26 protein-coding genes and 1 pseudogene are annotated in these 24,935 nt (G+C 69.3%); 10 read left to right on the top strand and 17 right to left on the bottom strand.

Annotated features, from left to right (window positions below; translation table 11 throughout):
- Nucleotides 1-4: 4 nt before the first annotated feature.
- From ppk2 to MCHUDSM44219_RS13695, 7 genes are all read right to left on the bottom strand, one after another.
- Nucleotides 5-802 carry a polyphosphate kinase 2 gene (ppk2, locus tag MCHUDSM44219_RS13665; protein WP_109777773.1) on the bottom strand — a complete coding sequence of 266 codons (798 nt, stop codon included), beginning with the start codon at nucleotides 800-802 and terminating at the stop codon, nucleotides 5-7.
- 123 nt (nucleotides 803-925) lie between these two features.
- Nucleotides 926-2,446: an aldehyde dehydrogenase family protein gene (locus MCHUDSM44219_RS13670; protein ID WP_048418790.1), complete on the bottom strand. Its 1,521-nt coding sequence runs from the start codon at nucleotides 2,444-2,446 to the stop codon at nucleotides 926-928.
- A gap of 53 nt (nucleotides 2,447-2,499) precedes the next feature.
- Nucleotides 2,500-3,018 (bottom strand): mycothiol transferase, encoded by a 519-nt coding sequence (locus MCHUDSM44219_RS13675; RefSeq protein WP_048418791.1) that lies wholly within the window; start codon nucleotides 3,016-3,018, stop codon nucleotides 2,500-2,502.
- A 19-nt stretch (nucleotides 3,019-3,037) separates the two neighbouring features.
- Nucleotides 3,038-4,396: a glycosyltransferase gene (locus tag MCHUDSM44219_RS13680; protein ID WP_157868765.1), complete on the bottom strand. Its 1,359-nt coding sequence runs from the start codon at nucleotides 4,394-4,396 to the stop codon at nucleotides 3,038-3,040.
- Nucleotides 4,393-5,391 (bottom strand): glycosyltransferase, encoded by a 999-nt coding sequence (locus tag MCHUDSM44219_RS13685; RefSeq protein WP_048418792.1) that lies wholly within the window; start codon nucleotides 5,389-5,391, stop codon nucleotides 4,393-4,395. Before MCHUDSM44219_RS13685 ends, MCHUDSM44219_RS13680 begins: the two co-directional genes overlap by 4 nt.
- Nucleotides 5,388-5,771: WcbI family polysaccharide biosynthesis putative acetyltransferase (locus MCHUDSM44219_RS13690; RefSeq protein ID WP_269084083.1), on the bottom strand; the 384-nt coding region annotated here is incomplete at its 5' end. The genes MCHUDSM44219_RS13685 and MCHUDSM44219_RS13690, both read right to left, overlap by 4 nt.
- Before the next feature lie 25 nt (nucleotides 5,772-5,796).
- Entirely contained in the window at nucleotides 5,797-6,489 is a 693-nt protein-coding gene (locus MCHUDSM44219_RS13695; protein WP_053081249.1) for a WcbI family polysaccharide biosynthesis putative acetyltransferase, read from the bottom strand.
- A 95-nt stretch (nucleotides 6,490-6,584) separates the two neighbouring features.
- Here MCHUDSM44219_RS13695 and MCHUDSM44219_RS13700 point away from each other — a divergent pair, with 95 nt between their 5' ends.
- From MCHUDSM44219_RS13700 to MCHUDSM44219_RS13720, 5 genes are read left to right on the top strand one after another with little or no spacing between them, the layout of a single operon-like run.
- Nucleotides 6,585-7,655: a glycosyltransferase family protein gene (locus MCHUDSM44219_RS13700; RefSeq protein WP_053081250.1), complete on the top strand. Its 1,071-nt coding sequence runs from the start codon at nucleotides 6,585-6,587 to the stop codon at nucleotides 7,653-7,655.
- Complete coding sequence (locus tag MCHUDSM44219_RS13705) at nucleotides 7,652-8,752, top strand: glycosyltransferase (protein WP_048418794.1); 1,101 nt, start codon at nucleotides 7,652-7,654, stop codon at nucleotides 8,750-8,752. Before MCHUDSM44219_RS13700 ends, MCHUDSM44219_RS13705 begins: the two co-directional genes overlap by 4 nt.
- Nucleotides 8,749-9,720 (top strand): glycosyltransferase, encoded by a 972-nt coding sequence (locus MCHUDSM44219_RS13710; RefSeq protein ID WP_048418795.1) that lies wholly within the window; start codon nucleotides 8,749-8,751, stop codon nucleotides 9,718-9,720. Before MCHUDSM44219_RS13705 ends, MCHUDSM44219_RS13710 begins: the two co-directional genes overlap by 4 nt.
- Nucleotides 9,717-10,565 (top strand): glycosyltransferase family 2 protein, encoded by an 849-nt coding sequence (locus tag MCHUDSM44219_RS13715; RefSeq protein ID WP_048418796.1) that lies wholly within the window; start codon nucleotides 9,717-9,719, stop codon nucleotides 10,563-10,565. The genes MCHUDSM44219_RS13710 and MCHUDSM44219_RS13715 overlap by 4 nt, the downstream gene beginning before the upstream one ends.
- Nucleotides 10,558-11,178 (top strand): class I SAM-dependent methyltransferase, encoded by a 621-nt coding sequence (locus tag MCHUDSM44219_RS13720; RefSeq protein ID WP_236695452.1) that lies wholly within the window; start codon nucleotides 10,558-10,560, stop codon nucleotides 11,176-11,178. The genes MCHUDSM44219_RS13715 and MCHUDSM44219_RS13720 overlap by 8 nt, the downstream gene beginning before the upstream one ends.
- Here MCHUDSM44219_RS13720 and MCHUDSM44219_RS13725 read toward each other — a convergent pair.
- Nucleotides 11,159-11,563, bottom strand: a complete 405-nt coding sequence (locus tag MCHUDSM44219_RS13725; protein WP_048418938.1) for a VOC family protein — start codon at nucleotides 11,561-11,563, stop codon at nucleotides 11,159-11,161. The two genes, MCHUDSM44219_RS13720 and MCHUDSM44219_RS13725, sit on opposite strands and share 20 nt — an antisense overlap.
- 22 nt (nucleotides 11,564-11,585) lie before the next feature.
- Between MCHUDSM44219_RS13725 and MCHUDSM44219_RS13730 the strand changes: the two genes are divergently transcribed.
- The 3 genes from MCHUDSM44219_RS13730 (at nucleotide 11,586) to MCHUDSM44219_RS13740 (ending at nucleotide 15,365) form a co-directional block, all read left to right on the top strand.
- Nucleotides 11,586-13,325, top strand: coding sequence for an N-acyl-D-amino-acid deacylase family protein (locus MCHUDSM44219_RS13730; protein WP_048418798.1), 1,740 nt, complete (start codon nucleotides 11,586-11,588; stop codon nucleotides 13,323-13,325).
- A 94-nt stretch (nucleotides 13,326-13,419) separates the two neighbouring features.
- On the top strand, nucleotides 13,420-14,448 hold the full coding sequence (locus MCHUDSM44219_RS13735) for an NAD-dependent epimerase/dehydratase family protein (RefSeq protein WP_048418799.1): 1,029 nt from the start codon (nucleotides 13,420-13,422) through the stop codon (nucleotides 14,446-14,448).
- A complete protein-coding gene (locus tag MCHUDSM44219_RS13740) occupies nucleotides 14,445-15,365 on the top strand; it encodes a TIGR03619 family F420-dependent LLM class oxidoreductase (RefSeq protein ID WP_048418800.1) in 921 nt (306 codons plus the stop codon). The genes MCHUDSM44219_RS13735 and MCHUDSM44219_RS13740 overlap by 4 nt, the downstream gene beginning before the upstream one ends.
- On the opposite strand, the gene MCHUDSM44219_RS13745 is transcribed toward MCHUDSM44219_RS13740, so the two are convergent.
- From MCHUDSM44219_RS13745 to MCHUDSM44219_RS13760, 4 genes are read right to left on the bottom strand one after another with little or no spacing between them, the layout of a single operon-like run.
- Nucleotides 15,346-16,170, bottom strand: a complete 825-nt coding sequence (locus tag MCHUDSM44219_RS13745) for an SDR family NAD(P)-dependent oxidoreductase (protein ID WP_048418801.1) — start codon at nucleotides 16,168-16,170, stop codon at nucleotides 15,346-15,348. The two genes, MCHUDSM44219_RS13740 and MCHUDSM44219_RS13745, sit on opposite strands and share 20 nt — an antisense overlap.
- 45 nt (nucleotides 16,171-16,215) lie before the next feature.
- Nucleotides 16,216-16,887 carry a PIG-L deacetylase family protein gene (locus MCHUDSM44219_RS13750; protein WP_048418802.1) on the bottom strand — a complete coding sequence of 224 codons (672 nt, stop codon included), beginning with the start codon at nucleotides 16,885-16,887 and terminating at the stop codon, nucleotides 16,216-16,218.
- Nucleotides 16,888-16,896: 9 nt separating this feature from the next.
- Nucleotides 16,897-17,289, bottom strand: coding sequence for an SgcJ/EcaC family oxidoreductase (locus MCHUDSM44219_RS13755; RefSeq protein WP_048418803.1), 393 nt, complete (start codon nucleotides 17,287-17,289; stop codon nucleotides 16,897-16,899).
- Nucleotides 17,286-18,020 (bottom strand): SDR family oxidoreductase, encoded by a 735-nt coding sequence (locus MCHUDSM44219_RS13760; protein WP_048418804.1) that lies wholly within the window; start codon nucleotides 18,018-18,020, stop codon nucleotides 17,286-17,288. The genes MCHUDSM44219_RS13755 and MCHUDSM44219_RS13760 overlap by 4 nt, the downstream gene beginning before the upstream one ends.
- A gap of 80 nt (nucleotides 18,021-18,100) precedes the next feature.
- Here MCHUDSM44219_RS13760 and MCHUDSM44219_RS13765 point away from each other — a divergent pair, with 80 nt between their 5' ends.
- Nucleotides 18,101-18,550 carry a MarR family winged helix-turn-helix transcriptional regulator gene (locus MCHUDSM44219_RS13765; RefSeq protein WP_048418805.1) on the top strand — a complete coding sequence of 150 codons (450 nt, stop codon included), beginning with the start codon at nucleotides 18,101-18,103 and terminating at the stop codon, nucleotides 18,548-18,550.
- A 32-nt stretch (nucleotides 18,551-18,582) separates the two neighbouring features.
- On the opposite strand, the gene MCHUDSM44219_RS13770 is transcribed toward MCHUDSM44219_RS13765, so the two are convergent.
- The 4 genes from MCHUDSM44219_RS13770 to MCHUDSM44219_RS13785 form a co-directional block, all read right to left on the bottom strand.
- The gene (locus MCHUDSM44219_RS13770; protein WP_048418806.1) at nucleotides 18,583-19,578 is read right to left on the bottom strand and encodes a zinc-binding alcohol dehydrogenase family protein; all 996 of its coding nucleotides are present in this window, start codon (nucleotides 19,576-19,578) and stop codon (nucleotides 18,583-18,585) included.
- A 110-nt stretch (nucleotides 19,579-19,688) separates the two neighbouring features.
- Nucleotides 19,689-20,522, bottom strand: a complete 834-nt coding sequence (locus MCHUDSM44219_RS13775; RefSeq protein ID WP_048418807.1) for an endonuclease domain-containing protein — start codon at nucleotides 20,520-20,522, stop codon at nucleotides 19,689-19,691.
- Between the two features lie 147 nt (nucleotides 20,523-20,669).
- Nucleotides 20,670-22,295: a chaperonin GroEL gene (gene groL / locus MCHUDSM44219_RS13780; RefSeq protein WP_048418808.1), complete on the bottom strand. Its 1,626-nt coding sequence runs from the start codon at nucleotides 22,293-22,295 to the stop codon at nucleotides 20,670-20,672.
- A 176-nt stretch (nucleotides 22,296-22,471) separates the two neighbouring features.
- A complete protein-coding gene (locus tag MCHUDSM44219_RS13785) occupies nucleotides 22,472-23,026 on the bottom strand; it encodes a TetR/AcrR family transcriptional regulator (RefSeq protein ID WP_048418809.1) in 555 nt (184 codons plus the stop codon).
- Between the two features lie 97 nt (nucleotides 23,027-23,123).
- On the opposite strand from MCHUDSM44219_RS13785, the gene MCHUDSM44219_RS13790 reads away from it, so the two are divergent.
- Nucleotides 23,124-24,026 (top strand): SDR family NAD(P)-dependent oxidoreductase, encoded by a 903-nt coding sequence (locus tag MCHUDSM44219_RS13790; RefSeq protein WP_048418810.1) that lies wholly within the window; start codon nucleotides 23,124-23,126, stop codon nucleotides 24,024-24,026.
- A gap of 139 nt (nucleotides 24,027-24,165) precedes the next feature.
- Here the strand turns inward: MCHUDSM44219_RS13790 and MCHUDSM44219_RS28920 are convergent.
- Nucleotides 24,166-24,921: pseudogene (locus tag MCHUDSM44219_RS28920) on the bottom strand (PE-PPE domain-containing protein); the annotation flags it as partial.
- Between the last annotated feature and the right edge of the window lie 14 nt (nucleotides 24,922-24,935).

The raw sequence follows: 24,935 nt of genomic DNA on the forward strand, positions 1-24,935 counted from the left end.
TCCGTCAGTCGGCCAGCGCGCGTCCCACGATGAGCGGGTCGGGCCTGCCGACCACCTCGTGGTCCTTGTTGTCGTAGTCGAACTTACTCAGCACGTAGCGCATCGCATTGATGCGGGCGCGCTTCTTGTCGTTGCTCTTGACCACCGTCCACGGCGCGATCTCGGTGTCGGTCCAGGCGAACATGTCCTCTTTGGCCGCGGTGTAGTCGTCCCACTTGTCCAGCGACGCCAGGTCGGTGGGCGAGAGCTTCCACTGCCGCACCGGGTCCACCTGGCGGATCGTGAACCGGGTGCGCTGCTCGGACGGCGAGACCGAGAACCACAGCTTGGTCAGGCTGACACCGTCGTTGACCAGCATCTGCTCGAACAGCGGCGCCTGACGGATGAACTCGGCGTGCTGTTTGGGTGTGCAGAACCCCATCACCCGCTCCACCCCGGCGCGGTTGTACCAGGACCGGTCGAAGAGCACGATCTCCCCGGCCGAGGGCAGGTGCTCGACGTACCGCTGGAAGTACCACTGCGTCCGTTCCTTCTCGGTGGGCTTCTCCAAGGCGACGACGCGTGCCCCGCGGGGGTTGAGATGCTCCATGAAGCGCTTGATCGTGCCGCCCTTGCCGGCGGCGTCGCGTCCCTCGAACACGATGACGTGCCGGTGGCCGTGCGCCTGGCTCCACTTCTGCAGCTTGAGCAGTTCGATCTGCAGCAGCCGCTTCTGCTCCTCGTAGTCCTCGCGCTTCATCCGCTCGTCGTACGGATAGTTCTCGCGCCAGGTGTCCACGATCTCGCCGCCGGGATGCAGCATCAGGACGGGGTCGTCATCGTCGTCGTCGACGACGTGGAAGCCGGAGAGGTCCAGAGCAGTCACGCGCAGAAGTTATCGACCCCCGCGGACGGGAACGTGACGCGTGGGTGAACGGCCGGTGGACTACTTGGCGATGCGCTTGGGCCTGATCAAGGCCAGCTTGGTCATCATCGTGTTCATCCGCTTCAGCGCGCGATGGGAGTTGTTGTAGTAGTTGCCGCCGGCGCCGACGTTGGTCCGGGGAGCGACCACCGTCTCGATGCGGCAGTACTTGCGCAGACCCTCCGGGCCGCCGAAGCGCGCCCCGATGCCCGAGGTCTTCCAGCCGCCCATCGGGGCGGTGGTGCACATCAGGTTGGAGATCACGTCGTTGATGTTCACGCCACCGCAATCGAGTTGCAGCGCAATCTTTTTGGCGCGCTCGATGTCACGGGAGAACACCGCGGCCGACAGTCCGTAGGGGCTGTCGTTGGCCAACCGCACCGCCTCTTCGACCGAGGACACCTTCATGATGGGCAGCGTCGGACCGAACGTCTCCTCGGTCATGCACGCCATCGAGTGGTCGACGTCGACGAGCACGGTCGGCTCGTAGAAGCTGCCCGCACCGACGCCCCGCTTGCCGCCGGTCAGCGCCCGCGCGCCCTTGGCGAGCGCGTCGGCGACGTGGCGTTCGGTGACAGCGACCTGGCTGTCGTCGATCATCGCGCCGAAATGGTGGCCGTCACCGGCGCCCATCGCCAGGTTCTCGACGTCGCGCACGACGGCCGCGACGAACTGGTCGTAGACCGGTTCGAGCACGTAGACCCGCTCCACGGACACGCACGTCTGGCCCGCGTTGAACATCGCGCCCCACACCGCGGCATGAGCGGCGAGGTCGACGTCGGCGTCCTCCAGCACGATCATCGGATCCTTGCCGCCGAGTTCCAGGCTCACGGGGGTGAGCCGGCGCGCGGCCCGCTCGGCCACCTTCGCGCCCGTCGCGCTGGACCCGGTGAACTGGATGTAGTCACTGACGTCGATGACCGCCTCGGACACCTCCCGCGCGCCCTGGGCCAGCGCGAGAACCTCCGGTGCGCCGGAGTCGAGCCAACCGCGCATGAGCAGTTCGGCGGTCAGCGGCGTGCGCTCCGACGGCTTGAGCAGCACCGCACAGCCGGCCGCGAGCGCACCGATGGCGTCCATCAGCGCGTTGGCCACCGGATAGTTCCACGGCGCGATGATCCCGACGACCGGGCGCGGCCGGTAATGCACCTCGATCTTCTTGATCGACAGGAACGGCAGCGCCGCGGGGCGCTTGTCCGGCTCGAGCGCCTTCTCCATGGTGCGGATGTAGTAGGAGGCGATCATCAGGATCAGCGGCACCTCCTGCGCCGCGTCCGTGGCGGATTTGCCGGTCTCCCTGATCAGCAACTCTTCGATCTCCGCGCGGTGCTTCCCGAGCCACACCGCGTAGCGCGCCAGCACCTTCGCGCGGCCCGCGGCGCCGCGCGCCTCCCACTCGCGTTGCGCCTCCCGCAGCCCCGCCGCGATGCGGGTCACGTCCGCTGGGTCGGTCCAGCGCACCTGACCTGCGGGCGCGCCGGTCGCCGGGTTGGTGATGGTGCCGGTACCGGTGAACGGCTTGACGTCGGAAGTCGCAGTCATGACCCCACTCTAACCAGCCGTGTGACGCAGGTCGCACCGGGGGTTGACACGTGTCAAGTCGTCGGGGCGATGCCTCGGATGTACGCGGCCTGACCCAGGTGCTGGGCGGCGTCGTCGATGATGCTGACCAGCCGGGCGCTCGCCGTCACCGGCGGCGTCCACCGTTCGTCGATGACCCGGGCCAGTTCGTCGGCCGATACCGACGCGACGTAGGACAGCGACTCGCGGTGCACCGCGTGGTAGTAGCCGCCGAGCAGGTCGGCCGACGCGCGCACCTTGGCCACCTCCTCGGGGGTGTGGCCGTAGCCGTGGGCGTCGCGCGGCAGGTCGAGACCGAACCGGTCGACCCAACCCTCCCGGAACCAGACCTGCTCGAGACCGGCGATGTCGCACAGCTGCGCGTCCTGGATGCGGGCGCTGTGCCAGAGCAGCCAGGCGATCGTGTTCGCCTCCGGCGTCGGCCGGTAGTACGCGACGTCGTCGGTGAGGCCGTCGGTCAGGTCGTCCGCGTGCTCGATCAGGCGGGTGAACGAGTCGCGCAGGAGTTCGCGGGCAGCATCGATATCAGCCATGGGGCCAAGCTACGCCGAGTCACCACGCCAGGTCCGCCTCGTGGTCCACCTCCGTCATGCCGAACTCCTCACCGGAGCAGTGCTCGACGGCGCCGAACGCGACGGCCCCGGGATCAGCCAGCCGGACCGGTCCCTGCGTCCACCGCCGGAGCCGGTTCACCGACCACGAGGAATGGCACGCGACGTCCGCCGTGGCCCCGTGGACGTGCACCGCGGCCACGTCGGGCGCCGAACAGCGGCGCACGAGTTCGGCGACCCCGGACACCGGCAGCGCGGGCCGACCGGTCACCGAGACGAGGAACCGGCAGCTGCGCCGGATGCGGTCCGGCACCGGGCCGACCCGGATCCGATCGTCCTGCAGGTGGGCCCGTTCGAGCAGCGCCTGAGCCTGCCGCCCGGTGAGCCAGATGCCGACGTCGTGGCCGAGGAACCCGCGCACCGCGGCGACCAAGGATCCCAACCCGTGCGTGTCTGCGTCGAGTTCCACTGCCACGTCCGGTATCTCGTAGCGCAGTCCGTGGGTGCGGGCGGCCGGATCGGTGACCAGCCGGGCCAGCGCGAGAGCCTCGGCGTTCTTACCGGCGGCACGGTCGGGTACGTCGCGCCCGGCCCAGTCGGGACCGTTGTGCCATGCCACCGCCCGACGCGCGTGGTGCAGAACCGCCCCACACGCCACGGCGCGGTGGGCGAACTCCCAATCCTCACCGCCGTACCGGTCGAAGGATTCGTCGAAGCCACCGCTGTAGGTGAAAAGGTCACGGCTGCAACACATCACCGAACTGATCACGAAGCGGTAGGCACCGTTGTCGGCGACCGCGAGATCTTCGGTGCGCGCGTAGGCGTCGGTCAGCCAGCGCGGCTCCTCCAGCACCGCTGGCGCCGACTCACCCGCCCACCATCGCGAGAGGTCGGCCGCCGACCAGCCGGCGAGTTCGGCGTGGCGACGACGCCCGACGACCAGCGCATCCGGAAGCATCGACGGCAGCCGCGAGATCTCGCGCAGGTAGCCGGGTTCGGGCACGGTGTCCGCGTCGAGAAAGCACAGGATCTCCGCCTCGGTGGCCGCGGCACCGAGGTTGCGCGCCGCGGCGGCACGGAAGCCGCGGTCCTCCTGCCTGACCACAGTGCACGCCAACGACGAGGCCGAGGTGTCGGGCGGCTGCCGCGATCCGTCGTCGGCGACCGCGACTTCGATGAGGTGAGCCGGATAGTCCTGGGCGTCAAGGCCTGCCAGCACACGGTTCAGATCGTCCTGCTGTTCGAAGAACGGGATGACCACCGCGACGCTCGCGAGTCTGCCGGACCTGCCGTCGAGCAGGTCCCAGTGATTGCCGGGCACGCACACCCGGCCGTCGGTCAGCGGGAACGGTCCGTTCATCGGTGCCATCTCTGGAAGAAATGATGGTAGGCGAACGCGGCGTCGGCGTCGGTGGGGCGCGGCACCGAATCCTCGGGCAGCCAGGTGGATTCAGGCGACTCGAGTGCGCGCGCGAGTGCGGTTCGCAGACCGCGCCCGGTGTCGGGATACAACGTCAGCATGCCCGGATTGCGCTCCTCGACCTCGCGGGTGTAGCGGTTGGTCGGCGCGAGCGGACGCCGTGATGCCGAGAGCCAGGAGCCGAGCGAGCCGGACGCCGACACATGGGTGTGGGCGACCACGGGGACGGCGACCCGCTGCAGCGCCTCGGTCAGCAGATCATCGGGGATATGCCCAGTCACGTGGAACCGCCGGCCGAGAAGGTGCGCCTGAGCTGTGAGCTCCGCCACCAGATCCTGGTGCCCCGAGGAGGTTTCGCCGATGGCGTGCACCTCCACCTCGGGGGGAAGGTCTGCCGTCGCCGCGATGACCTCCTCGTGCCCCTTGCCCGGGTAGAGGAAGCCGAAGACCCCGATCACCCGCGGCTCCGCGGGGCGGACGTGTGCGGGCGCCCGCCGCCCGATCGGCAGAGGTATCACCGCCACGGGGCCGACATCGACGCCGAGGTCGCGCAACAACTCCCGTTCGTGTGCGCTGCTGACAGCCACACCGGCGCAGCGCGCGACGACGTCGGCGTACGCCGCCGCGCGGCGCGCGAAGTTCTGACCGTCCGACGGTTGCGGTAGATCATGCAGCGTCACGGTCAGCCGGGACTCGCTGCGCCGGGCCAGTGCCGCCAGCACACCAGCGGCGGCCTGCGGGCTGTCGCCGAAGAGCCGATCGGTGAACTGCACATGGAGTGCGCCGCCGTCTAGGGCGCGGCTGAGCTCGGCCGTCCCCGGCTGCCACACCTGCCGCAGGGGAAGACCGCAGGACTGGAGGGTGTCGTGAAGCGCGAGCCCGAAGCGCACCACCCCGTGGTGGCGCGGACCGACGAGGGCCTGGGTGACGATCATGATCGGCCCGAACGGGACAGCAGGCCAAGCAGTTCCATGACGATTCCGTGACGTTCCTCGGCGAGGTCGACGAAGTCGGGGTTGGACCGGTACCACTGCAGCTGCGCGGCATGCACTTCCTGCGCCGAGACGGTGCGCCCGTCGCAGCGCCAGTCGGGCCGCGCCGTCCCGGCGAGCCCCAGAGCCTCGAGCACCCGCGCCTCCAGCGGGGCGGTGACCGCGGACAGCAGCACAGCGTCGACTGCCGCGACGGCCAGCGGCACATCGAGCCGGTCGAGAATGCGTTGAGCGAGGGCTTCCAGCAAAGGGTTTCCCGGGTGATTGACGGTGTGTGCCGCATCCGCGCCGAACGTCGGCAGCAGATCCGCGACGCCGACGTCNTCACGAAGGTCCGCAACATCGGCATCATGGCGCACATCGATGCCGGTCGAGAATGCGTTGAGCGAGGGCTTCCAGCAAAGGGTTTCCCGGGTGATTGACGGTGTGTGCCGCATCCGCGCCGAACGTCGGCAGCAGATCCGCGACGCCGACGTCACAATCTCGGTCCTCCCGGCGGGCGAGTTCGTCCCGGCTGAGCGCGGCCACCGCGCTGATCTGACCGGCGCTGACGTCGACGTTCCACGGGTCCTCGGGCGACCGTCCGGCCCGCGCCGCCGACACCGTCCGCAGGTCGTGGTAGGGCACCACCGGAGGGTTCAGCGACCGGTCCGCGGGACGGCGGACGATCGCCTGGAAGGGGTAGAGACCCGCATAGCGAATCACCGGCCAGCGAATGCACATCGCGCCGGGTGCGAGGCGGTCGACGAGTTGATCGGTGCCCAGCGGGAGATCGCGATAGTCGGGCCGGATCGGCTGACTCAACAGCACTGACGTCCGCGCGAGAAGGGCGTCCAGATAAGGCAGGTCGCGGGCCGTGAGCTCGTGCACCGGGGGGATGCGCGCCGTCCGGTACGGCCGGCCCGGCACGGTGTCGAGGACCCGCCGCAGCGCCTCAGCCTGGCAGTTGCCGACCACCAGCCACAGCGGGGAATCCGACCCACCGGCGGGCGGTGAGTAGAAGTCGCGGTAGTGCCGCGTACGGCCGTCGAGGGGGTCCACTGCCGCGAGGTTACTTGTCGCCGATGCGTGGTATACCTGTCCCGCACATTCGTCCAGACAGCGGCGAGATCAAACGTCGTTGCCGAAGGGATTGTGTGAATGTGATTCGTGTCGCCTCAGTTCCGGCTGCACACCCCTATGTCTCCGCGATCGTCGATCCCACGTTGATCGCGTTGCTGCCCGATCCGATTCCCCTCGACGCCACCGTGCCCGGCCAGTGGTGGCCGCCGCGATGGCTGGACCCCGACTATCTGCTGAGCCACATCGACGACATCGATGTTCTGCACGTCCATTTCGGGTTCGAGGGCGTCGAGCACGACGACCTGGTCGCCGTCGCCGACGTGCTCGCCGCGCACGGGATCCCCCTCGTCGTCACCGTGCACGACCTGGTGAACCCCCACTTGGACGACCAGTCGCACTATGTCGCAAAACTCGGGACACTCGTGCGCCGGGCCGATGCGCTCACCACACTCACCGCGGGGGCGGCCCGCCGGGTGGCCGATCGCTGGGACGCTGTCCCCGCGGTGCTGCCCCACCCTCATCTGTTGCCGATCGGCCGCGTCGGCGTGCGGCGCACGCCCGCGTCCCGACCCCGCGTCGCGGTGCACGCGAAGTTCCTGCGGGCGAACATCGACCCGTGGCCCGTCGTCGACGCTCTCGTCGACAGTCACCTTGTGCCGGAGTCGACCTCGCTTCGCGTCGACCTCGACGCGAACGCGTTGACGTCCCCGAGGGCAGACGCGCAACTTCCTGACCGGCTCGCGGACTATCGGTCCCGCGGCGTCGACGTCCGGATACACCCGCCCTTCACCGACCGCGAGCTGGTCGACTACCTGCACGAGATCGACATCCTGGTTCTGCCGTACCGCTTCGGAACGCACTCCGGCTGGATCGAGGCGTGCTTCGACAGCGGGGTGCTGCCCGTCGTCCCCGATTGCGGTCTGTTCCATGAGCAGTTGGCGTGCAACACTTTTGGTTACGGCACCGACCGCTTCGACGAGGCCGGCCTGCTCTGTGCCGTCGACCGCGCTGCCGCTCAGGTGCGGGCGCTGCCGGGCGGAGACGACCTCGATCGGCGACGGATGCGGGCGACCCAGCGCCGTGAGGTCCGGCGCGCGACCGCGCAGCTGTATCGGCGCCTGCTGGACACGGCGAGGATCGCATGAGCGCGCGTCCGCTTCGCATCGCCATGCTGGCGTCCTCGCGCTATCCGGTGCGGCAGCCGTTCGCCGGTGGCCTGGAAGCCTTCGTCTTCGAGCTCGCCCATGGCCTCACGGCGGCCGGGCACAGCGTCACGGTGTTCGCCGCACCGGGGTCGGACATCGACGCTCCGTGGAATGTCATGCCTCTGCGCACCTTTCGGATGAGCGAGGCGACCCGTCGCCTCGAACCCACGACACCGGAGTGGGTGGTGGAGGAGACCCACGCCTACCTGTCGGTGATGCTGGAACTGGCTCGCGCCGAACTGGGTTCGTTCGACATCATCCACAACCACAGCCTGCATTACCTGCCGCTGGCCATGGCCCACACCATCGACGCGCCGATGCTGACGACGCTGCACACACCACCGTTGCCGTGGCTCGAGCAGGCGGTTGCCCTGCCCGGCGGGGTCGCCAGCAGCTTCGTCGCCGTCAGCGAATTCACCGCCCGCCAATGGGAACCGATCAACGGGCCGGTGCCGGTGATCCTCAACGGAGTCAACATGGCCTACCGGCCGGTGGGATCGGGCGGCGGGCGCTATGCGGTGTGGACGGGCCGGCTCGTCCCCGAGAAGGGGGTCACCTCGGCCATCGCTGCCGCCCGGCGGGCAGGCGTCCCGCTGCGCATCGCGGGCCCGGTCGGCGACCGGGAGTACTTCGACACCGCCGTGCGTCCGCTGCTCGGCGCCGGGGCCGTCTACGAGGGTCACCTGCGCCGCGATGAGCTCAACGCCCTGGTGGGCGACGCTGCGGTGGCCCTGGTGACGCCGCACTGGGACGAACCGTACGGGCTGGTGGTCGCCGAGGCGCTGGCGGCGGGCACACCGGTCGCGGCGTTCGCGCGCGGCGGCATCCCCGAGATCGTCGACGACTCCTGCGGACGGCTGGCCACGCCGGGAGACATCGGCGGGCTGAGCCGTGCGATCAGAGAGGCGATGACGCTGCGCAGAGCCGACGCCCGCGCGCGCGCCGAGCGCCGCTGCTCGCACGAGGTGATGGTGCAGTGCTATCTCGACTACTACCGGCAGCTGATCTTCCCTCCGATGGAAGGGGTTTCGGCGTGATCGGGTACTACGTGCACCATCAGGGCCGCGGCCACGCCGCCCGTGCCCGATCGATCTGCGCACGGCTGGACGAGCCGGTGACATTCTTCTCCTCGCTCCCCCAACCGGTGTCGATGCGCGCTCGGGACACCTGGGTCCAGCTGCCCCTCGACGTCCCCGCCGATCACGACGAACCGGCCGATGCCCAGTGCCGGGGCCGCATGCACTGGGCCCCTCTGCATGTCGCGGGCCTGGCCCAGCGTGCCGCCGAACTGCTGCAGGTCGCGGCGGACGCCGGACTGCGCCGTCTGGTCGTCGACGTGTCGGTGGAGATCGCGACGCTGGGCCGGCTCGCGGGCATACCCGTGACCGTGATGGCGATGCCCGGCGAGCGCACCGATCCGGCGCACCGACTGGCCTACGACATCGCCGATCAGATCGTCGCACCCTGGTCGGCCGAGGTGTACCAACCCCATTGGCTGCGTGACCATCTGGACCGCACGCACTTCGTCGGATCGATCAGCCAGTTCGAGGGCCGGAACGGTGCGGCACCGTCCGCCGGCACCGGCGTGCTCCTTGGCGGCGCCGGCGGCGACGACCTGCCCGCGGACGCGCTCGAGCAACTGCGCGGCGCGCTGCCGCAGTACCGGTGGATCTGGCTGGGTGTGTCCTCCTGGGTCGACGACCCGTGGCCGATCCTCGCATCGGCCGACGTCGTCGTCACCCACGCCGGCCAGAACGCCATCGCCGATGTCGCACTCACCGGCGCCGCGGTGATCGTCATCCCGCAGCAGCGCCCGTTCGGGGAGCAGGCCGCCACCGCCGGTGCGCTGGCCCGCGCCGGCCTCACCGTCGAGGTCGACCGCTGGCCCGCCCGCGAGGCGTGGCCGGCGCTGCTCGCGCAGACACGGGCGCTCGACCGGTCGAACTGGTCACGGCTGCAGGTGCAGGGAGCGGCCGCACGCGCCGCGGCGGTGATCGCCGCATGAGAACCCTCCGCACGTCGGTGATCACCGCGGTGCACGGACGTCACGATCACTTCACCCGCCAGCAGGCCGGGTTCTCCACCTGCCGTCCCGCACCGGATGACCGATGCGTGGTGGCCATCGACGACCCGGTGATCCGCACCGTGGCCGCTCCGGGCGTGCACGTCGTCGAGTGCGCCTCGACCTCCGCCGGCCTTCCGCTGGCACGGGCACGCAACCAGGGTGCGCACGAGGCGATCGAACGTGGCGCGGACCTGCTGATCTTCCTCGACGTCGACTGCATCCCCGGCCCCGCGCTGATCGACCGGTACGTCGACGCGCACCGACGCGTGGACGGCGACGCGCTGCTGTGTGGGCCGGTCACCTACCTGCCGCCCGCCCCCGATGGCTATCCACTCGACGCTCTCGAGTCCCTGACAGACCCGCATCCTGCCCGGCCGGCGCCACCGCCGGGCGTGCTGCAGACCGAGTCGAACCACGACCTGTTCTGGTCGCTGTCTTTCGCCGTCTCGACGGCGGCGTGGCGCCGCCTCGGCGGATTCTGCGAGACCTACGCCGGCTACGGCGGCGAGGACACCGATTTCGCCGCCGTCGCCGCGGCCAAGGGCGTTCCCCTCGTCTGGGTGGGCGGGGCGCACGCCTATCACCAGCATCACCCGATCTCCGATCCGCCGGTGGAACATCTCGGCGCGATCGTGGCGAACGCCCGCGTGTTCCGTCGACGATGGGGGCGGTGGCCGATGACGGGCTGGCTGGACGCGTTCGAACGCGACGGACTGATCACCCGCGACGGCGACCGGATCGCCGTCGCGGCCCAAGAAACGAGGAGTGTGATCACAGGTGCCTGATCCCATGGCCGGCTTCGACGAGCCCGTGCAGACCTGGCGGGATATCCCGGGCTGGTTCCAGTGGCGCTCCGGGCAGGAGGAGGCCGTCGAGCACTTCGGCAGCGGCGATCGCTTCGTCGAAGTGGGCTGCTACCTGGGTCGCAGCCTGTGCTCGCTGGCCGAGGTGGCCCGCGACCACGCGCTCGACGTCGCGATCATCGGCGTGGACACCGCCCGCGGGAGCGGCCCCGAGGGCAGGGGCGGCACCGACGCGCACGGTCCCGCGGTGGCGCACGGCGGCGGGACGCTCGCGGGGCTGCTGCACCGCAACGTACTGGCGTGCGGTTTCGCCGACCGGATCCAGCTCCTGCTCAGCGACTCGGTGTCGGCGGCCGCGCTGTTCGCCGACGATTCGCTGGCGTGGGTCCATCTCGACGCCCGGCACGACTACGACAGCGTGCGCGCGGACATCGCGGCCTGGCTGCCGAAGGTGCGCCCGGGTGGCTGGCTGTCCGGTGACGACTACGACGAGTGGCAGTGGCCCGGGGTCGTGCAGGCGGTCGCAGACAGCCTCGACGGCGCCGACGCGTGGTCGAAGGGCCAGTGGCGGTGGATCAAACCGGCGGACCGGTGACCGCCGGACCGCCGCCGTGGAACACGGCCTCGACGTTGTTGCCTTCCGGATCGCGCACGAACGCGCCGTAGTAGTTCGGGTGGTACTCCGGCCACAGCCGCGGCGCGTGCAGCGGCTCGACGCCGAGCGCGAGCGCGGTGCGGTAGAACGCCTGCACTGATTCGGCGTCTTTCGCGACGAACGCGATGTGCGTCTCGCGGTTGGGCCCGGCCACCTGGCCGGCGGACGCATCCGCGATCCAGAACGCGGGATGGCCGTCGGCGCCGTATCCGATGGCGACCTCCATGTCCATCTGCCGCGTGTACCCGAGCACGCCGAGGACCTTGTCGTAGAACGTCTTCGACTCGTCCCAGTTCGAGCAGTTGATTCCGAAGTGGTCGATCACGCCCTCACCGTACATTCGGGGGATGACCCTTGACCTGATCATTCGCGGCGGCACCGTGGTCGACGGCCTGGGCGGCGAACCCTTTGTCGCCGACGTGGCCGTCAGCGACGGCGTGGTGGTCGCCGTCGGCGACGTCCGCGAGACCGCTGCACGGGAGATCGACGCGACCGGCCTGCTCGTCACCCCCGGTTTCGTCGACCTGCACACCCACTACGACGGCCAGGCGATCTGGTCGGACCGGTTGACCCCGTCCTCGGCGCACGGCGTCACCACGGCGGTGATGGGCAACTGCGGCGTCGGCTTCGCGCCCTGCCGACCGTCGGACCACGACGTCCTGGTCGACGTGATGGCCGGCGTCGAGGACATCCCCGGTGTGGTGATGGTCGACGGGCTGCCGTGGCACTGGGAGACGTTCCCGGAGTTCCTGGACGCCGTCGACGCCCGACGTCGCGACATCGACGTCGCCGCCTTCCTGCCGCATTCCCCGCTGCGGGTCTACGTGATGGGACAGCGCGGTGTCGACCGGGAGCCCGCCACCGCCGAAGACCTGGCCATGATGCGGAAGCTGGCCGCCGAGGCGGTCCAGGCCGGCGCGCTGGGGTTCGCGTCGTCCCGGCTCACTCTGCACAAGTCCGAGAGCGGCCACCCGATCCCCAGCTACGACGCCGGGTACGCCGAGATCGAGGCGATCGCGCGCGGCGTCGACGACGCGGGCGGCGGCCTGATCCAGTTCGTGCCGGACCTGATGGCCGGGGACTACGAGCCGGCGCTCCGTACGGTCTTCGACGTGGCCGCCGACGTCGGGCTGCCGGTGACGTTCACGCTGGCGATCGGCAACGCCGGGGACCCGTTCTTCCTCGACGCGCTGCGGATGGTCGAGAAGGCGAACGAGAACGTCGGGGTCGGCGGTCCTCAAGTAACCGCTCAGATCTTCCCGCGCCCGATCGGGCTGGTGCTCGGCCTCGACCTGTCGGGCAATCCCTTCGTGATGTACCCGTCCTACCAGGCGATCGCGGATCTGCCACTGGCCGAACGTGTGGCCGAGATGCGCAAACCCGAAGTGCGGGAACGTATCCTGACCGACACCCCGGCCGCCGACGGGCATCCGCTGATGTTCGCCGCGCAGGCGTGGAACTACATGTTCCCGCTCGGCGACCCACCTGATTACGAACCGTCACCGTCGGATTCGATCGGCGCGCGGGCGCGGGCCCGCGGCGTGAGCCCAGCCGAGGAGGCGTACGACCGCCTGCTCGACGACGACGGGCACGCGATGCTCCTGGTCACGTTGGCCAACTTCCGCGACGGCTCGTTGGACACCGTCGCGGAGCTGATCCACCGCGACGATGTGGTGCTGGGTCTCGGCGACGGCGGGGCGCACTACGGAATGATCTGCGACGCAAGCTTTCCCACCTACATGCTGACGCATTGGGTGCGCGACCGGCCGACCGGGCGGCTGACGGTGGCGGAGGCGGTGCGTGAGCTGACCTCGGTGCCGGCCAAGGTGGCGGGGCTGGCCGACCGCGGCCGGATCGCGGTGGGCTACAAGGCCGATCTCAACGTGATCGACGCGGCGGCGCTGCGGTTGCATCGGCCGGTCGTGGTCAACGACCTGCCTGCGGGCGGGCGCCGGTTGGACCAGTCCGCCGACGGTTACGTCGCCACCGTCGTGTCGGGCGAGGTGATCGCCGAGAACGGTGTGCCGACGCAGGCCCGGCCCGGGAAGCTGATCAGGGGTCGCCGCCCGGCGCCCCGGACTGCGTAGCATGTCTAGTTGAAATAGCAAGCGCAGGAACGGTTTTGTCGCTCTCGTCGATGAAAATCCGACCCGCGCCGCACCGCGGTTCTAGACTCGACCCGTGAAGGTGCTCGTCACCGGTGGTACGGGCTTCACCGGTTCTCACGCGGCGGCCGCACTGGCCGCCGCGGGGCACGAGGTCCGGCTCATGGTGCGCGATCCCGCCAAGGTCGGGCAGGTCTTCCCCCTGTACGGTTTCCTTCCCGACGATGTGGTCGTGGCGGACATGACCGAGCCCGATGCTGTCGAGGCAGCGTTCGACGGCTGCGACGGTGTCGTTCACACCGCCGCGCTGGTCGACCTGCGGCGCCGGTCCGCCCGTGCCGTCGAGGAGGCCAACACGCGGGGGGTGGAGGTGGTCATCGGCGGCGCAGTGCGGCGCGGGATTCCGAGCATCATCCATGTCTCGTCCCTGTCGGTGTTCCTCGCTCCCAACGGCCCCATGATGTCGGCGTCGTCGCCCATCGTCGACGGCGCGTCGGCCTACGCCCGGTCGAAGGCCGCCGCAGAACGGTATGTCCGCGGATTGCAGGACGCCGGCGCACCCGTGGGCGTCTGCTATCCCGCCGGCATCATCGGCCCCGACGATCCGGGCTTGAGTGCGATGACCGCGGGATTGGTGTCCATCATGACGTCGGTGTTCGTGGTGACCTCGGGTGGAATGCAGATCGTCGATGTGCGGGACCTCGCCGCCCTGCTCGTCACCCTGCTCGAGTTGCCGCCCGGGCCGCACCGGTATGTGGCGGCGTCGGACATGCTGTCGTGGCCCCGGCTCTACGATCTCTGCTGCACCCTGACCGGGACACGGCCGCGGCGTATCCGGGTACCGGGCTCCGCGCTGCGGGTCGCGGGCAGCGTGGGCGACATGGTGAAACGCTTGTACGACTTCGACTTTCCGCTCACCCGCGAGAGCATGGACGTCACCACGGGATGGCCGGGTGCCGATTCCTCGAGCACCACCCGCGAACTTGGCGTCACGTTTCGCGACCCCGCCGAATCCCTGCGCGACACCCTGACATGGCTCTTCGTCGCGGGCCACCTCACTGCCGAGCAGGTCGGCACTCTTGCCCAGGAGGCGATGAGTCCATGAAGTTCAGCTTCAACATGCCCCACTCCATGGAGCTCAAAGCCCTTGTGCAGCAGTGGGAGTATGACGTCACCGGAGCCGACCAGGCGACGATGGCCCGCCGCGCCGAGGAGCTGGGTTACGACATGATCGCGGTGCCGGAGCACTTCCTCGTGCCCGACAGCCATGTCGAACTGAGCGGTCCGCATTATTTTCACTCGACGGTCGCACAGTCTTTCCTCGCCGGCGCGACCACACGCATCCCGGTCAATTCGTGCGTGACGCTGCTTCCCCTGCAGCACCCGGTCGTGTTGGCCAAGGCGCTGGCGACCGCGGACTGGATGAGCGGCGGTCGCATCATGGTGACCTTCGGCGTCGGTTGGGACCCCGAGGAATTCCGACTGCTCGGCGTCGACTTCCACAAGCGCGGCGAGATCGCCGACGAGTACCTCGCAGCGATCATCGAGCTGTGGACAAGTGACTCGCCGCGCTTCGAGGGCACGCACGTCCACTTCAGCGACGCAGCGTTCGCACCCAAACCGGTCCAGCGCCCGCATATTCCGATCTGGATCGGCGGCGACGCCGATGCGCCGCTGCGGCGCGCCGCGCGCTTTGCGTCCGGGTGGATCCCGTTCCTGACACCGCTGAAGCAGATCCCCGCGAGGGTCGACTACATCAAGTCGCAGCCGACCTTCGACGGCCGACCCTTCGAGGTCTGCTACGGACTGGGCACGTCGATGATCGGTGAAGGACACGTGGTGCTCGACGATCCCGAACAGCGCCCGGGAATGGGTACCGAACAACTCGTCGACGCCGTCGGCCGGCTCGGCGAACTCGGAGTGACCATGACGTCAGTGCCGATCCCCGCCGTCCGCGGTGTCGACGCCTATCTGGACTACGCGCAGTGGGTGATGGAGGACATCAAGCCCCGCGTTGCGTGAGCCGCCCTCGCAGGGCGGGGTGCTGGCTCTTGAGCAAGGGCAGCAGCAGGGGCAGCAACTCGAAGATCTTCGTGCTGATCTTGTTCGGCACGCCGGGTATCACGCCGCCCCGGTCGTGTACCAGGGCCTCGATGCCCTCGCGGGCCACCTCACGGGACGGCACCCACATGAACTTCGGGAACGCGTCGGCGAACGTTCGCTCGTCCATGCCGGCGACCTGGAGGAACTCGGTGCGCACCGGGCCGGGGTGCAGGGCGGCGACGGTCACGCCGGTGCCGGCGAGTTCGCCGCGCAGCCCGTCAGTGTAGGAGCGGACGAACGCCTTCGTCGCGGCGTAGCCCGACTGGCCGGGAAACGGCTGAAAACCCGCCGTCGAACCGACGTTGAGGATCGCGCCGCGGCCACGCGGGACCATCTGCTGCACCGCGCGCGTGGTCAGGTCGATCAGCGCCTCGACGTTGACGCGGACTTGGGCCACCTCGGCCTCGGGCGTCGACTCCACGACCGGCCCGATGGTGCCGACGCCGGCGTTGTTGACGAGGATGTCGACGGTCAGGCCCCGCCGCTCGATGTCGGGGAACAGCTCGGCGCGCGCCGTGGGATCGGCGACGTCGCAACCGATCACGTCGACGCGCACGGATCCGGACAGTTCGTCGGCGAGTGCGCGCAGGCGCTCTTCCCGACGGGCCACGAGTGTGACGCCGTGCCCGCGCTCGACGAGCTCACGGGCCAGATCGGCCCCGATGCCCGAGGACGCTCCGGTGACGACCGCGGTGGACGAGGATGAGGGTTCAGGGAGGGCCATGTGTCCATCCAACAGCGACCACCGCCGCCCGTGTTCCCCGCGTGCTCACGACGGCGCCGGCCGGTGCTGACGGAACGTCACGATCCGTGCGCCCGCGTCGTCGTGTCCGATGGTGGCGTCCACTACCCGGCGCGCGTGGTCGGCCACCGGCAGGTCGGGTTCGAGCTCCCGCAGATATCGCGCGTGGGCGCCGATCGCCTGCGCCGCGACGTCGAGGAACCCGTCCACCACTTCGGCGTGCGTTCCGTCCGGTCCCACTGCGAACAGCCACCGGGGCGGGTGGGTCATGCGATCGTAGGCGTCTCGCACGGCATCGAAGAACTCGATGTGGTCGCGGTGGTTCGGCTGTCCGGGCGCCCACTGGGCACCGCCGAACTCCGTCACTGCCACGTCCGGCCGCATAACATCCAGCCAGTCACCGATGTCGCGTCGCAGTCCTTCAGTCGCGCGGATCCGGCCGTCGGGATGATCCCCGAAGTGCACTTCGTCCACCCCCACGATCGCCGCGGCCCGCCGCTGCTCGCTGTCGCGAATGCGCGCGGTCTCCACCGGTGACAGCGACGGGATCCCGGCTTCGCCGCGCGAGGCGATGAAGTAACGGACGACTTTGCCGGTAGCCGTCCACTTCGCCACCGCCGCCGCGCAACCCCATTCGGGGTCGTCGGGGTGCGCGACCAGTACCGCTGCGGTCACCCAGTCGTCGGGAAACGGGTCCACGCTGAGCCGCTAGATCTGCTCGGTGTTCTGCCCGGCGCGGATGCGCAGGCCGTCAGCCGTCGAGGCGATCAGGAACGTGATGACACCGTGGCGCTCCGGGACGTGCGAACCGTCGGGCTGCTCGTGTGCTGCAATCGTCCACAGGCCGTGGCAGACGAGCAGACCGTGGCCGGGATCGTCCACCGTCACGTCGCGCCATGTCGTCGTGCCCGCGGCCAGGAGACCGTCGAACGCCCGGATGTGGCCGTCGCGGATCGCGGGCCGCCCCCGCAACCAGTGGCCGCGGAAGTCGACGAAGTCCGCGTCCTCGGTGAACAGCGACGCCAGCGCGGAGGCGTCGCGCCGGTTGAGGGCCTCGGCGAAGGAGTTGATGAGCGCCCGCGCCTGCTCTGCCGCCGTCACAGCACGCCGCCGTTGACCCGGATCAGCTGCCCGTTGACCCATCCGCCTTCGTCGCTGGCGAGGAAGGCGAACGCCTCGGCGACCTCCTGGGGTTGTCCGAGCCGCGCCAGCGGCGTCTCGGCGATCAGTCGCTCCCGCAGGGCGTCGGAGGCGACCAGACCGTCGGTCTGCGTCACGCCCGGAGAGACCACGTTGACGGTGATCCGGCGGGGGCCGAGTTCCTTGGCGAGGGCGAACGCGATGCGTTCTGCGGCGGCCTTGGATGCCGCGTAGAGGCCGCCGCCGGCGTGCGGAGCTTCCGTCGCACCGGACGACGTGTGCAGGATCCGACCCCCCTCACGGACCCTGCGGGCCGCCTCGCTCAACACGTAGAGCGCGCCACGCAGATTGATGCCGAGGACCCGGTCGACGTCGTCGTCGGTGATCTCGACGACAGGTTTCTCGATGAAGTCGGCGGCCATGTTCACGACGATGTCGACGCCTCCGAACGCCTCGTCCGCGGCATCGAAGAGACGCACGACATCATCGCGATGGGCGACCGAACCCTGGACGGCCACCGCGGCGCGGCCGGACGCTTCGATCGCTTCGACGACTTCCTGTGCCTTGCCGGCGTTCCCGTGATAGTTGACCACCACCGACGCGCCGCGCCGTCCGAGAGTCAGGGCCACCGCCCGGCCGATCCCACGACTGGCTGCGGTCACGATCGCGACCTTGCCGATCACACCTGCCATGCCCGTCACGATACTCACAGATAGTCACTCGCACTGATCGTTTGTGTTACTGAGGATCTAGGGGACGATAGGGTGCTGCGATGGCGACGGCACATCCCGCGGATCCAGTCATCGACCGGCCCGAGACGGCGCTGGGCTTCCTGCTCAACCAGGCCGCCGCCATCGTGCGGGACCGCACCGCGGCCGCGCTCGCCCCGGTGAACCTGCATCCGCGCGTCTTCGGGGTGCTCCTGCTCATCGGCCACCAGCCCGGTGTCACACAGACCGAGGCCAGCCAACGGCTCCGTATCGACCGCACGACGATGAGCCAATTCGTCACCGACCTGTCGAACCGGAAGCTCATCAAGCAGGCGGTGTCCCCCGACGATCGACGCAACCGCCGTCTGCAGCTCACCGCTCAGGGCAGCCGAACCCTGCGCCGTGCCGCCGCCCTGGCCGAACAGGTCGAGCACGACGTCACCGCCGGCCTGTCCCGTGCCGACAACGCCGCGCTGAAATCCACACTCGCTCAGCTGTTGCGGAGCCTCTGACCCGATGAACGTGACCGTCGATCTGACGTCTCTCAGCGGGTGACCACGACCTTGCCCGTCATTCGGCCCGACTCGACATCGCGGTGCGCCTCGATCAGACCGGCCGCCGAGAAGTCGGTGATCGTCTTGGTGACCGTGGTGCGCAGCAGTCCTTGATCGACCAGCTCTGCGGTGCGGGCCAGCAGCCGCTGCTGCTCGATCATGTCGGGTGTCTCGAACATCGCCCGGGTGAACATCAGCTCCCAGTGCCAGGCGATGCTCTTGGCCTTCAGCCCGACCAGCTCGAGGCCCTCGGGTTCGTCGATCGCGGTGATGTGGCCGAACGGTTTGACGATCGCCTCGTAGTCGTCGATGTTGCCCGCAGAGTGCGGCGAAAACAGATACTCGACGCCGCCGGGCGCCGCGGCGAGCGTCTCGTCACGCAGATGATGGTGGTTCACCACCAAGTCGGCGCCCATCTGCTGCGCCCACGCCCGGGACTCGTCGCGGCTTGCGGTAGCGATCACCCGCACGCCCGTCAGCGCCTTCGCCAACTGGATCATGATCGAGCCCACGCCGCCGGCGCCGCCGAGCACCAGCAGGTCGCCCGTCGACTCCGCGGTCAACCCGAAGCGGTCGAACAGCGACTCCCACGCGGTGATCGTGGTCAGCGGCAGCGCCGCCGCGTCCGCGAACGACAGCGACGCGGGCTTGCGCGACACGATCCGTTCGTCGACCGCCTGCAGTTCGGCGTTGCTGCCGGGCCGGGTGATGTCCCCGGCGTACCAGACCTCGTCGCCGACCGACAGGGTCGTCACGTCCGGCCCGACCGCCTCGATCACGCCGGCGGCGTCGTACCCGAGGATCTTCGGCCGGCTCGACGTGGTCAGTGCGGCGCGTTGTTTCACGTCCACCGGGTTCACCGACACGGCGTGCACGCGCACCAGCACGTCGCGCGCACGCAGTTCGGGGACGTCGACGGTGACGTCGCGCAGGCTGTCGTCGAGGGAGTCGGCCGCGAAGGCCCCGATCGCCGTCATCGTGGTCATGTCAGAGGTGAACCCACCGGCGCGGCGAATTCATCCACGCGGTACTTACGACTGTGGGCCTTGTGCACGCTTTTCCGCCCAAACCTGTGCACAGGACCCACAGTCGCGGTTCAGACAGGGCACCCCGCGGCACGGAGTCGCGACCGGATGCGCTCGACTAGGACGTCGGGGCGACCGAGCATCTCTGCGCTCACGCGAATCACCACCCAACCGGCCTCTTCCAGCAGGGCGATCCGGTCGATGTCCCAGGAGCGCTGCCGGCGATCGGTCCAGTGCTGAGCACCGTCGTACTCAACGGCGACCTTCCAGTCGGGCCAGCCCATGTCGACCCGGATCCGCAGATCGCGGAACTCGATCTGGGTCTCCGGCCGCGGCAGCCCACCGCGGATCAGGATCAGCCGCAGCCGCGTCTCTTGAGGCGACTCGGCGCCGCCGTCGATGAGGGCCAGGACCTTTCGCAGCCTCGCCGAGCCGCGAACGCCCGGGTGGACGTCTGCGACGGCGAGCACCTCGGCGACGCTGACCCGTGTCGCGTTCATCAGCGCGTCCACCATCGGAATCGCGTGCCGCTCCGGAAGCGTTCGGCCGAGGTCGAACGCCGTGCGGGCCGGTGTGGTTGTGTCCACGCCACCCCAGATGCACACCTCGTCGGGCGCAACACTCCAGGTGTGGACCGTGATGCCGGGCGGCGCATGGCGATCGGCGCGCAGGATCTGCACCGGGGTCGAGGGATCGATCCACTTCGTGCCCAGCGCCGCTGCCGCAGATACGCCACACAACGGCGCACCGGTGGCGAGCCAGGCGGCGTGCGCCCTGATCTGAGCAGTCATTTCGACGTCGTTCGGGACGTAGACGTCGCGGTACAACGCTTGATGACCACGGGCCAGCGCGCGACGACTCAACTGACCGCCGCGCACCGCGACGCTGCCGAGAAAGGGTTCCATGAGGCCACCGTCGCCACCATGACCGACCAATGTGGGCCTCGTGCACGCTTTTCCGCCCAAACCTGTGCATAGGACCCACACTGGGGATGGACAACGAAAAGCCCCGGCTCGCCAAGCGAGCCGGGGCTTCCCGTAGTAGAGCAGGACTTAGAAGTCCATACCGCCCATGCCACCGGTCGGGTCGCCGGCAGGTGCGGCGGCCTTCTCCGGCTTGTCGGCGACGACGGCCTCGGTGGTGAGGAACAGCGCCGCGATGGACGCCGCGTTCTGCAGCGCCGAGCGGGTGACCTTCACCGGGTCGGCGACGCCGGCCTTGAGCAGGTCCTCGTACTCACCGGTGGCGGCGTTGAGGCCGGTGCCGGCGGGCGAGTTGGTGACCTTCTCCGCGACGACGCCGGGCTCCAGACCACCGTTGAAGGCGATCTGCTTCAGCGGAGCCGACAGCGCGACACGCACGATGTTGGCGCCGGTGGCCTCGTCACCGGTGAGGTTGAGCTCGTCCAGCGACGGAGCCGACTGCAGCAGGGCCACGCCGCCACCGGCGACGATGCCCTCCTCGACGGCGGCCTTCGCGTTGCGGACGGCGTCCTCGATGCGGTGCTTGCGCTCCTTGAGCTCCACCTCGGTGGCAGCTCCGGCCTTGATCACCGCAACACCGCCGGCCAGCTTGGCCAGGCGCTCCTGCAGCTTCTCGCGGTCGTAGTCGGAGTCGCTGTTCTCGATCTCGGCGCGGATCTGGGCCACCCGGCCGGCGATGGCGTCGGAGTCACCGGCGCCCTCGACGATGGTGGTCTCGTCCTTGGTCACGACGACCTTGCGGGCCTGACCCAGCAGCGAGATGTCGGCAGTCTCCAACGAGAGGCCGACCTCTTCGCTGACGACCTGGCCACCGGTGAGGATGGCCATGTCCTGCAGCATCGCCTTGCGACGGTCACCGAAGCCCGGGGCCTTGACGGCGACGGACTTGAAGGTGCCGCGGATCTTGTTGACCACCAGGGTCGACAGGGCTTCGCCCTCGACGTCCTCGGCGATGATCAGCAGCGGCTTGCCGGCCTGGATGACCTTCTCCAGCAGCGGCAGCAGATCCTTGACGGTCGACACCTTGGAGCTGACCAGCAGGATGTAGGGATCCTCGAGCACCGCTTCCTGACGCTCGGCGTCGGTCACGAAGTACCCCGAGATGTAGCCCTTGTCGAAGCGCATGCCCTCGGTGAGCTCGAGCTGCAGGCCGAAGGTGTTCGACTCCTCGACGGTGATGACACCCTCGTTGCCGACCTTGTCCATGGCCTCGGCGATGAGCTCGCCGATCTGGGTGTCGCCGGCGGAGATCGCGGCGGTGGCAGCGATCTGCTCCTTGGTCTCGACCTCCTTGGCCGACTTCAGCAGCGTCTCGGTGACCTTCTCGACGGCCTTCTCGATGCCGCGCTTGAGCCCGAGCGGGTTGGCGCCGGCAGCCACGTTGCGCAGGCCCTCGCGGACCAGTGCCTGGGCCAGCACGGTGGCGGTGGTGGTGCCGTCACCCGCGACGTCGTCGGTCTTCTTTGCGACTTCCTTGACCAGCTCGGCGCCGATCTTCTCGTACGGATCCTCGAGCTCGATCTCCTTGGCGATGGACACACCATCGTTGGTGATCGTGGGGGCGCCCCACTTCTTCTCGAGGACGACGTTGCGGCCCTTGGGGCCCAGCGTCACCTTTACCGCGTCGGCGAGGGCGTTGAGACCCCGCTCGAGGCCGCGACGGGCCTCTTCGTCATACGCAATTGTCTTGGCCATTGCGAAGTGTTTCCTCCGGATTGGGGATGCACGTCTTGGTCGGGCGCAGTGCCCGCGACGGACGGCTGGGGTGTGCTCGCTGATGCGGCCCCGGCCTCACCGACCCGACCTAGCACTCGCCGGTCGCGAGTGCCAACTGCATTCTTAGCACTCGACCTGGGTGAGTGCAAGGCTGTTCACCCAGCGCGTAGGCCGTCGAGCACGACGTCGATGAGCCGTCCCGCGGCGGCGTCGTTGTAGCCCTGCATCGCCTGCAACCCGACCAGCAGCGCCTTGACGTCGGCGACGTCGACATCCCGGCGCACGGTTCCGGCGTCCTGGGCGGCGCGCAGCAGCGCGCCGAGCATGTCCAGGAAGTCGCTCTCGGCCTCGGGAATCGCGGCGTTCACATCGATGCCGACCCCGGCGAGCGCCTCGCTGAGCCCGCGGTCGGTCGCCCCCCACTGCAGCACCATGGACCGCAGGAAGCTGAACAACGCCTCTCCGGGTGCGGCGTCGTCAAGCAGGGCCCGACCCGACGCGACGATGCCGCGGATGCGGTCCTCGACGACGGCGCGGAACAGATCTTCCTTGGTGGGGAAGTGCCGGTAGACGGTGCCGGCGCCGACGCCCGCCCGACGGGCGATCTCGTCGATCGGCACCGCGAGTCCGTCGGCGGCGAACGTGTCGTAGGCGACCTCGAGCACGCGGGCGCGGTTGCGTGCGGCGTCTGCGCGCAGTGGCCGGGTCATCGCGACATCTCCAGGAATAGATAAACGGGGCGTACGTTCCGTATAGTGATCGACAACCGGAGCGAACGCCCCGTTTCACCCCATTCTAGGAGACGACATGACGAACTGGACCACAGCCGACATCCCCGACCAGACCGGCCGCACCGCAGTGATCACGGGCGCCAACACCGGGCTCGGTTACGAGACCGCCGCGGCGCTGGCCGCCAAGGGCGCCCGCGTCGTCATCGCGGTGCGCAATCTGGACAAAGGCAAGGACGCGGTCCGTCGTATCCAGGAGACGGCGCCCGCGGCGACCGTGGAATTGCAGGAGCTCGACCTCAGCTCGTTGGTCTCCGTCCGCGCCGCGGCCGAGCAGCTCACCGCCGACCACGCCACCATCGACCTGCTGATCAACAACGCCGGCGTCATGTACACGCCGCGCCAGGAGACCGCCGACGGCTTCGAGCTGCAGTTCGGCACGAACCACCTGGGTCACTTCGCGCTGACGGGGCTGCTCCTCGACCGGGTCATGGCGGCGCCGGCCGGGCGCGTCGTCACCGTGAGCAGCATCGGGCACCGCATCCGGGCCGGCATCCACTTCGACGACCTGCAGCTCGAGCGCAACTACAACCGCGTCGTCGCCTACGGCCAGTCCAAGCTCGCCAACCTGCTGTTCACCTATGAGCTGCAGCGGCGACTGAGCGGCGCTCGCTCGTCGACGGCCGCGCTGGCGGCCCATCCCGGCGGGTCGAATACCGAACTCGGCCGACACCTGCCGCTGCTGAATCCGGTGTTCCGGGCGGTGTCGCAGAGCGCGGCGATGGGAGCCCTGCCGACCCTGCGAGCCGCCACCGATCCTGCCGCCCAAGGCGGGCAGTACTACGGCCCGTCGGGACCTTTCGAGCTCCGCGGCTACCCGAAGGTGGTCTCGTCGAGTCGGCAGTCGCACGACGAGGCGCTGCAGCGTCGGTTGTGGACGGTGTCCGAGGAGCTGACGGGCGTCGCGTACCCGCTGTCGTGACGTCGGGGATCCGCGGGGCGCGGTGGAGCCTGCCGTCCGACAGGTACGGACGACGATCGCCGGGCTGATCGTGGCGGCGGTAGCCCGCGTCGATGAGCGGACGAAGGAGGTGATCGGCCGCGTCCACGAGGCGGTCGGGGACACCGAGATCACGCAGCGGGCGGGTCAACGGCAAGTGCTCGGTCGGCACGAAGTACGTGGTGATCGTGCCGTCGACGGTGATGTTCTCCGGGGGGATGTCAGCCAGGACCACGTCCCAACTGGGCGGTCCGTGGACGTAGATCATTCCCATCAGTGCATTGGCGTCGGCGATGAGGTTCCACGGGCGATCGGGCGGATCGGCCCACGGGTCGTACTCGCCCGTCACCACCGCGGTCGGATACGGCGTCACCGGGATGCGACGGTCGGTGTAGCGCACCAGCGGGATGCGCGCGCCCTCCCGGAACCACGTCGCGACACCGGCCTCCGGGGAGGCGATGAGCACGAACCTGACGTCACTCGGCGGCGGCGGATCCTCCCCGGCGGCCAGTTCGGCAGCCACCCGCGCGGCGACCATGCTGCCCATCGATTCACCGATCACGACGACGGGACCGCCGGCGGCGCGCACCGCCGCGACCGCCCGCTCGACCCCCTCGGCCAGTGCGCGGTCGGTGGCCAGTGGGTTCTGCGAGTAGTCGACAATCGACGGGTCGCTGTCGTCGTGCAGGTTGATGCCGATCTTCCGGTAGCTCCTGGCGATGATCGGGTAGAACGGATCGATCCTCTTGAAGAGCGTGGCTCCCGGGATCAGGACCGCTTCCTCGGCGGCACTGACGGGCCTACCGACGGCGCCACCGACCAGCAGCACCGCCGCCACGGCGATGACCGCGACAAAGGTCCTGCGTGCTCCGGCCATTCCAAGATCAGCGT

The organism is Mycolicibacterium chubuense, from assembly GCF_001044255.1.
In the GTDB taxonomy this organism is placed as follows: domain Bacteria; phylum Actinomycetota; class Actinomycetes; order Mycobacteriales; family Mycobacteriaceae; genus Mycobacterium; species Mycobacterium chubuense.

Excerpts from the sequence above, each read along its gene's own strand:
- ppk2 (WP_109777773.1), bottom strand. The coding sequence starts at position 802 with ATGCTGCATCCCGGCGGCGAGATCGTGGACACCTGGCGCGAGAACTAT.
- MCHUDSM44219_RS13670 (WP_048418790.1), bottom strand. The coding sequence starts at position 2,446 with ATGACTGCGACTTCCGACGTCAAGCCGTTCACCGGTACCGGCACCATC.
- MCHUDSM44219_RS13675 (WP_048418791.1), bottom strand. The coding sequence starts at position 3,018 with ATGGCTGATATCGATGCTGCCCGCGAACTCCTGCGCGACTCGTTCACC.
- MCHUDSM44219_RS13680 (WP_157868765.1), bottom strand. The coding sequence starts at position 4,396 with ATGAACGGACCGTTCCCGCTGACCGACGGCCGGGTGTGCGTGCCCGGC.
- MCHUDSM44219_RS13685 (WP_048418792.1), bottom strand. The coding sequence starts at position 5,391 with ATGATCGTCACCCAGGCCCTCGTCGGTCCGCGCCACCACGGGGTGGTG.
- MCHUDSM44219_RS13705 (WP_048418794.1), top strand. The coding sequence starts at position 7,652 with ATGAGCGCGCGTCCGCTTCGCATCGCCATGCTGGCGTCCTCGCGCTAT.
- MCHUDSM44219_RS13715 (WP_048418796.1), top strand. The coding sequence starts at position 9,717 with ATGAGAACCCTCCGCACGTCGGTGATCACCGCGGTGCACGGACGTCAC.
- MCHUDSM44219_RS13730 (WP_048418798.1), top strand. The coding sequence starts at position 11,586 with ATGACCCTTGACCTGATCATTCGCGGCGGCACCGTGGTCGACGGCCTG.
- MCHUDSM44219_RS13740 (WP_048418800.1), top strand. The coding sequence starts at position 14,445 with ATGAAGTTCAGCTTCAACATGCCCCACTCCATGGAGCTCAAAGCCCTT.
- MCHUDSM44219_RS13745 (WP_048418801.1), bottom strand. The coding sequence starts at position 16,170 with ATGGCCCTCCCTGAACCCTCATCCTCGTCCACCGCGGTCGTCACCGGA.
- MCHUDSM44219_RS13760 (WP_048418804.1), bottom strand. The coding sequence starts at position 18,020 with ATGGCAGGTGTGATCGGCAAGGTCGCGATCGTGACCGCAGCCAGTCGT.
- MCHUDSM44219_RS13765 (WP_048418805.1), top strand. The coding sequence starts at position 18,101 with ATGGCGACGGCACATCCCGCGGATCCAGTCATCGACCGGCCCGAGACG.
- MCHUDSM44219_RS13770 (WP_048418806.1), bottom strand. The coding sequence starts at position 19,578 with ATGACCACGATGACGGCGATCGGGGCCTTCGCGGCCGACTCCCTCGAC.
- MCHUDSM44219_RS13775 (WP_048418807.1), bottom strand. The coding sequence starts at position 20,522 with ATGGAACCCTTTCTCGGCAGCGTCGCGGTGCGCGGCGGTCAGTTGAGT.
- groL (WP_048418808.1), bottom strand. The coding sequence starts at position 22,295 with ATGGCCAAGACAATTGCGTATGACGAAGAGGCCCGTCGCGGCCTCGAG.
- MCHUDSM44219_RS13785 (WP_048418809.1), bottom strand. The coding sequence starts at position 23,026 with ATGACCCGGCCACTGCGCGCAGACGCCGCACGCAACCGCGCCCGCGTG.
- MCHUDSM44219_RS13790 (WP_048418810.1), top strand. The coding sequence starts at position 23,124 with ATGACGAACTGGACCACAGCCGACATCCCCGACCAGACCGGCCGCACC.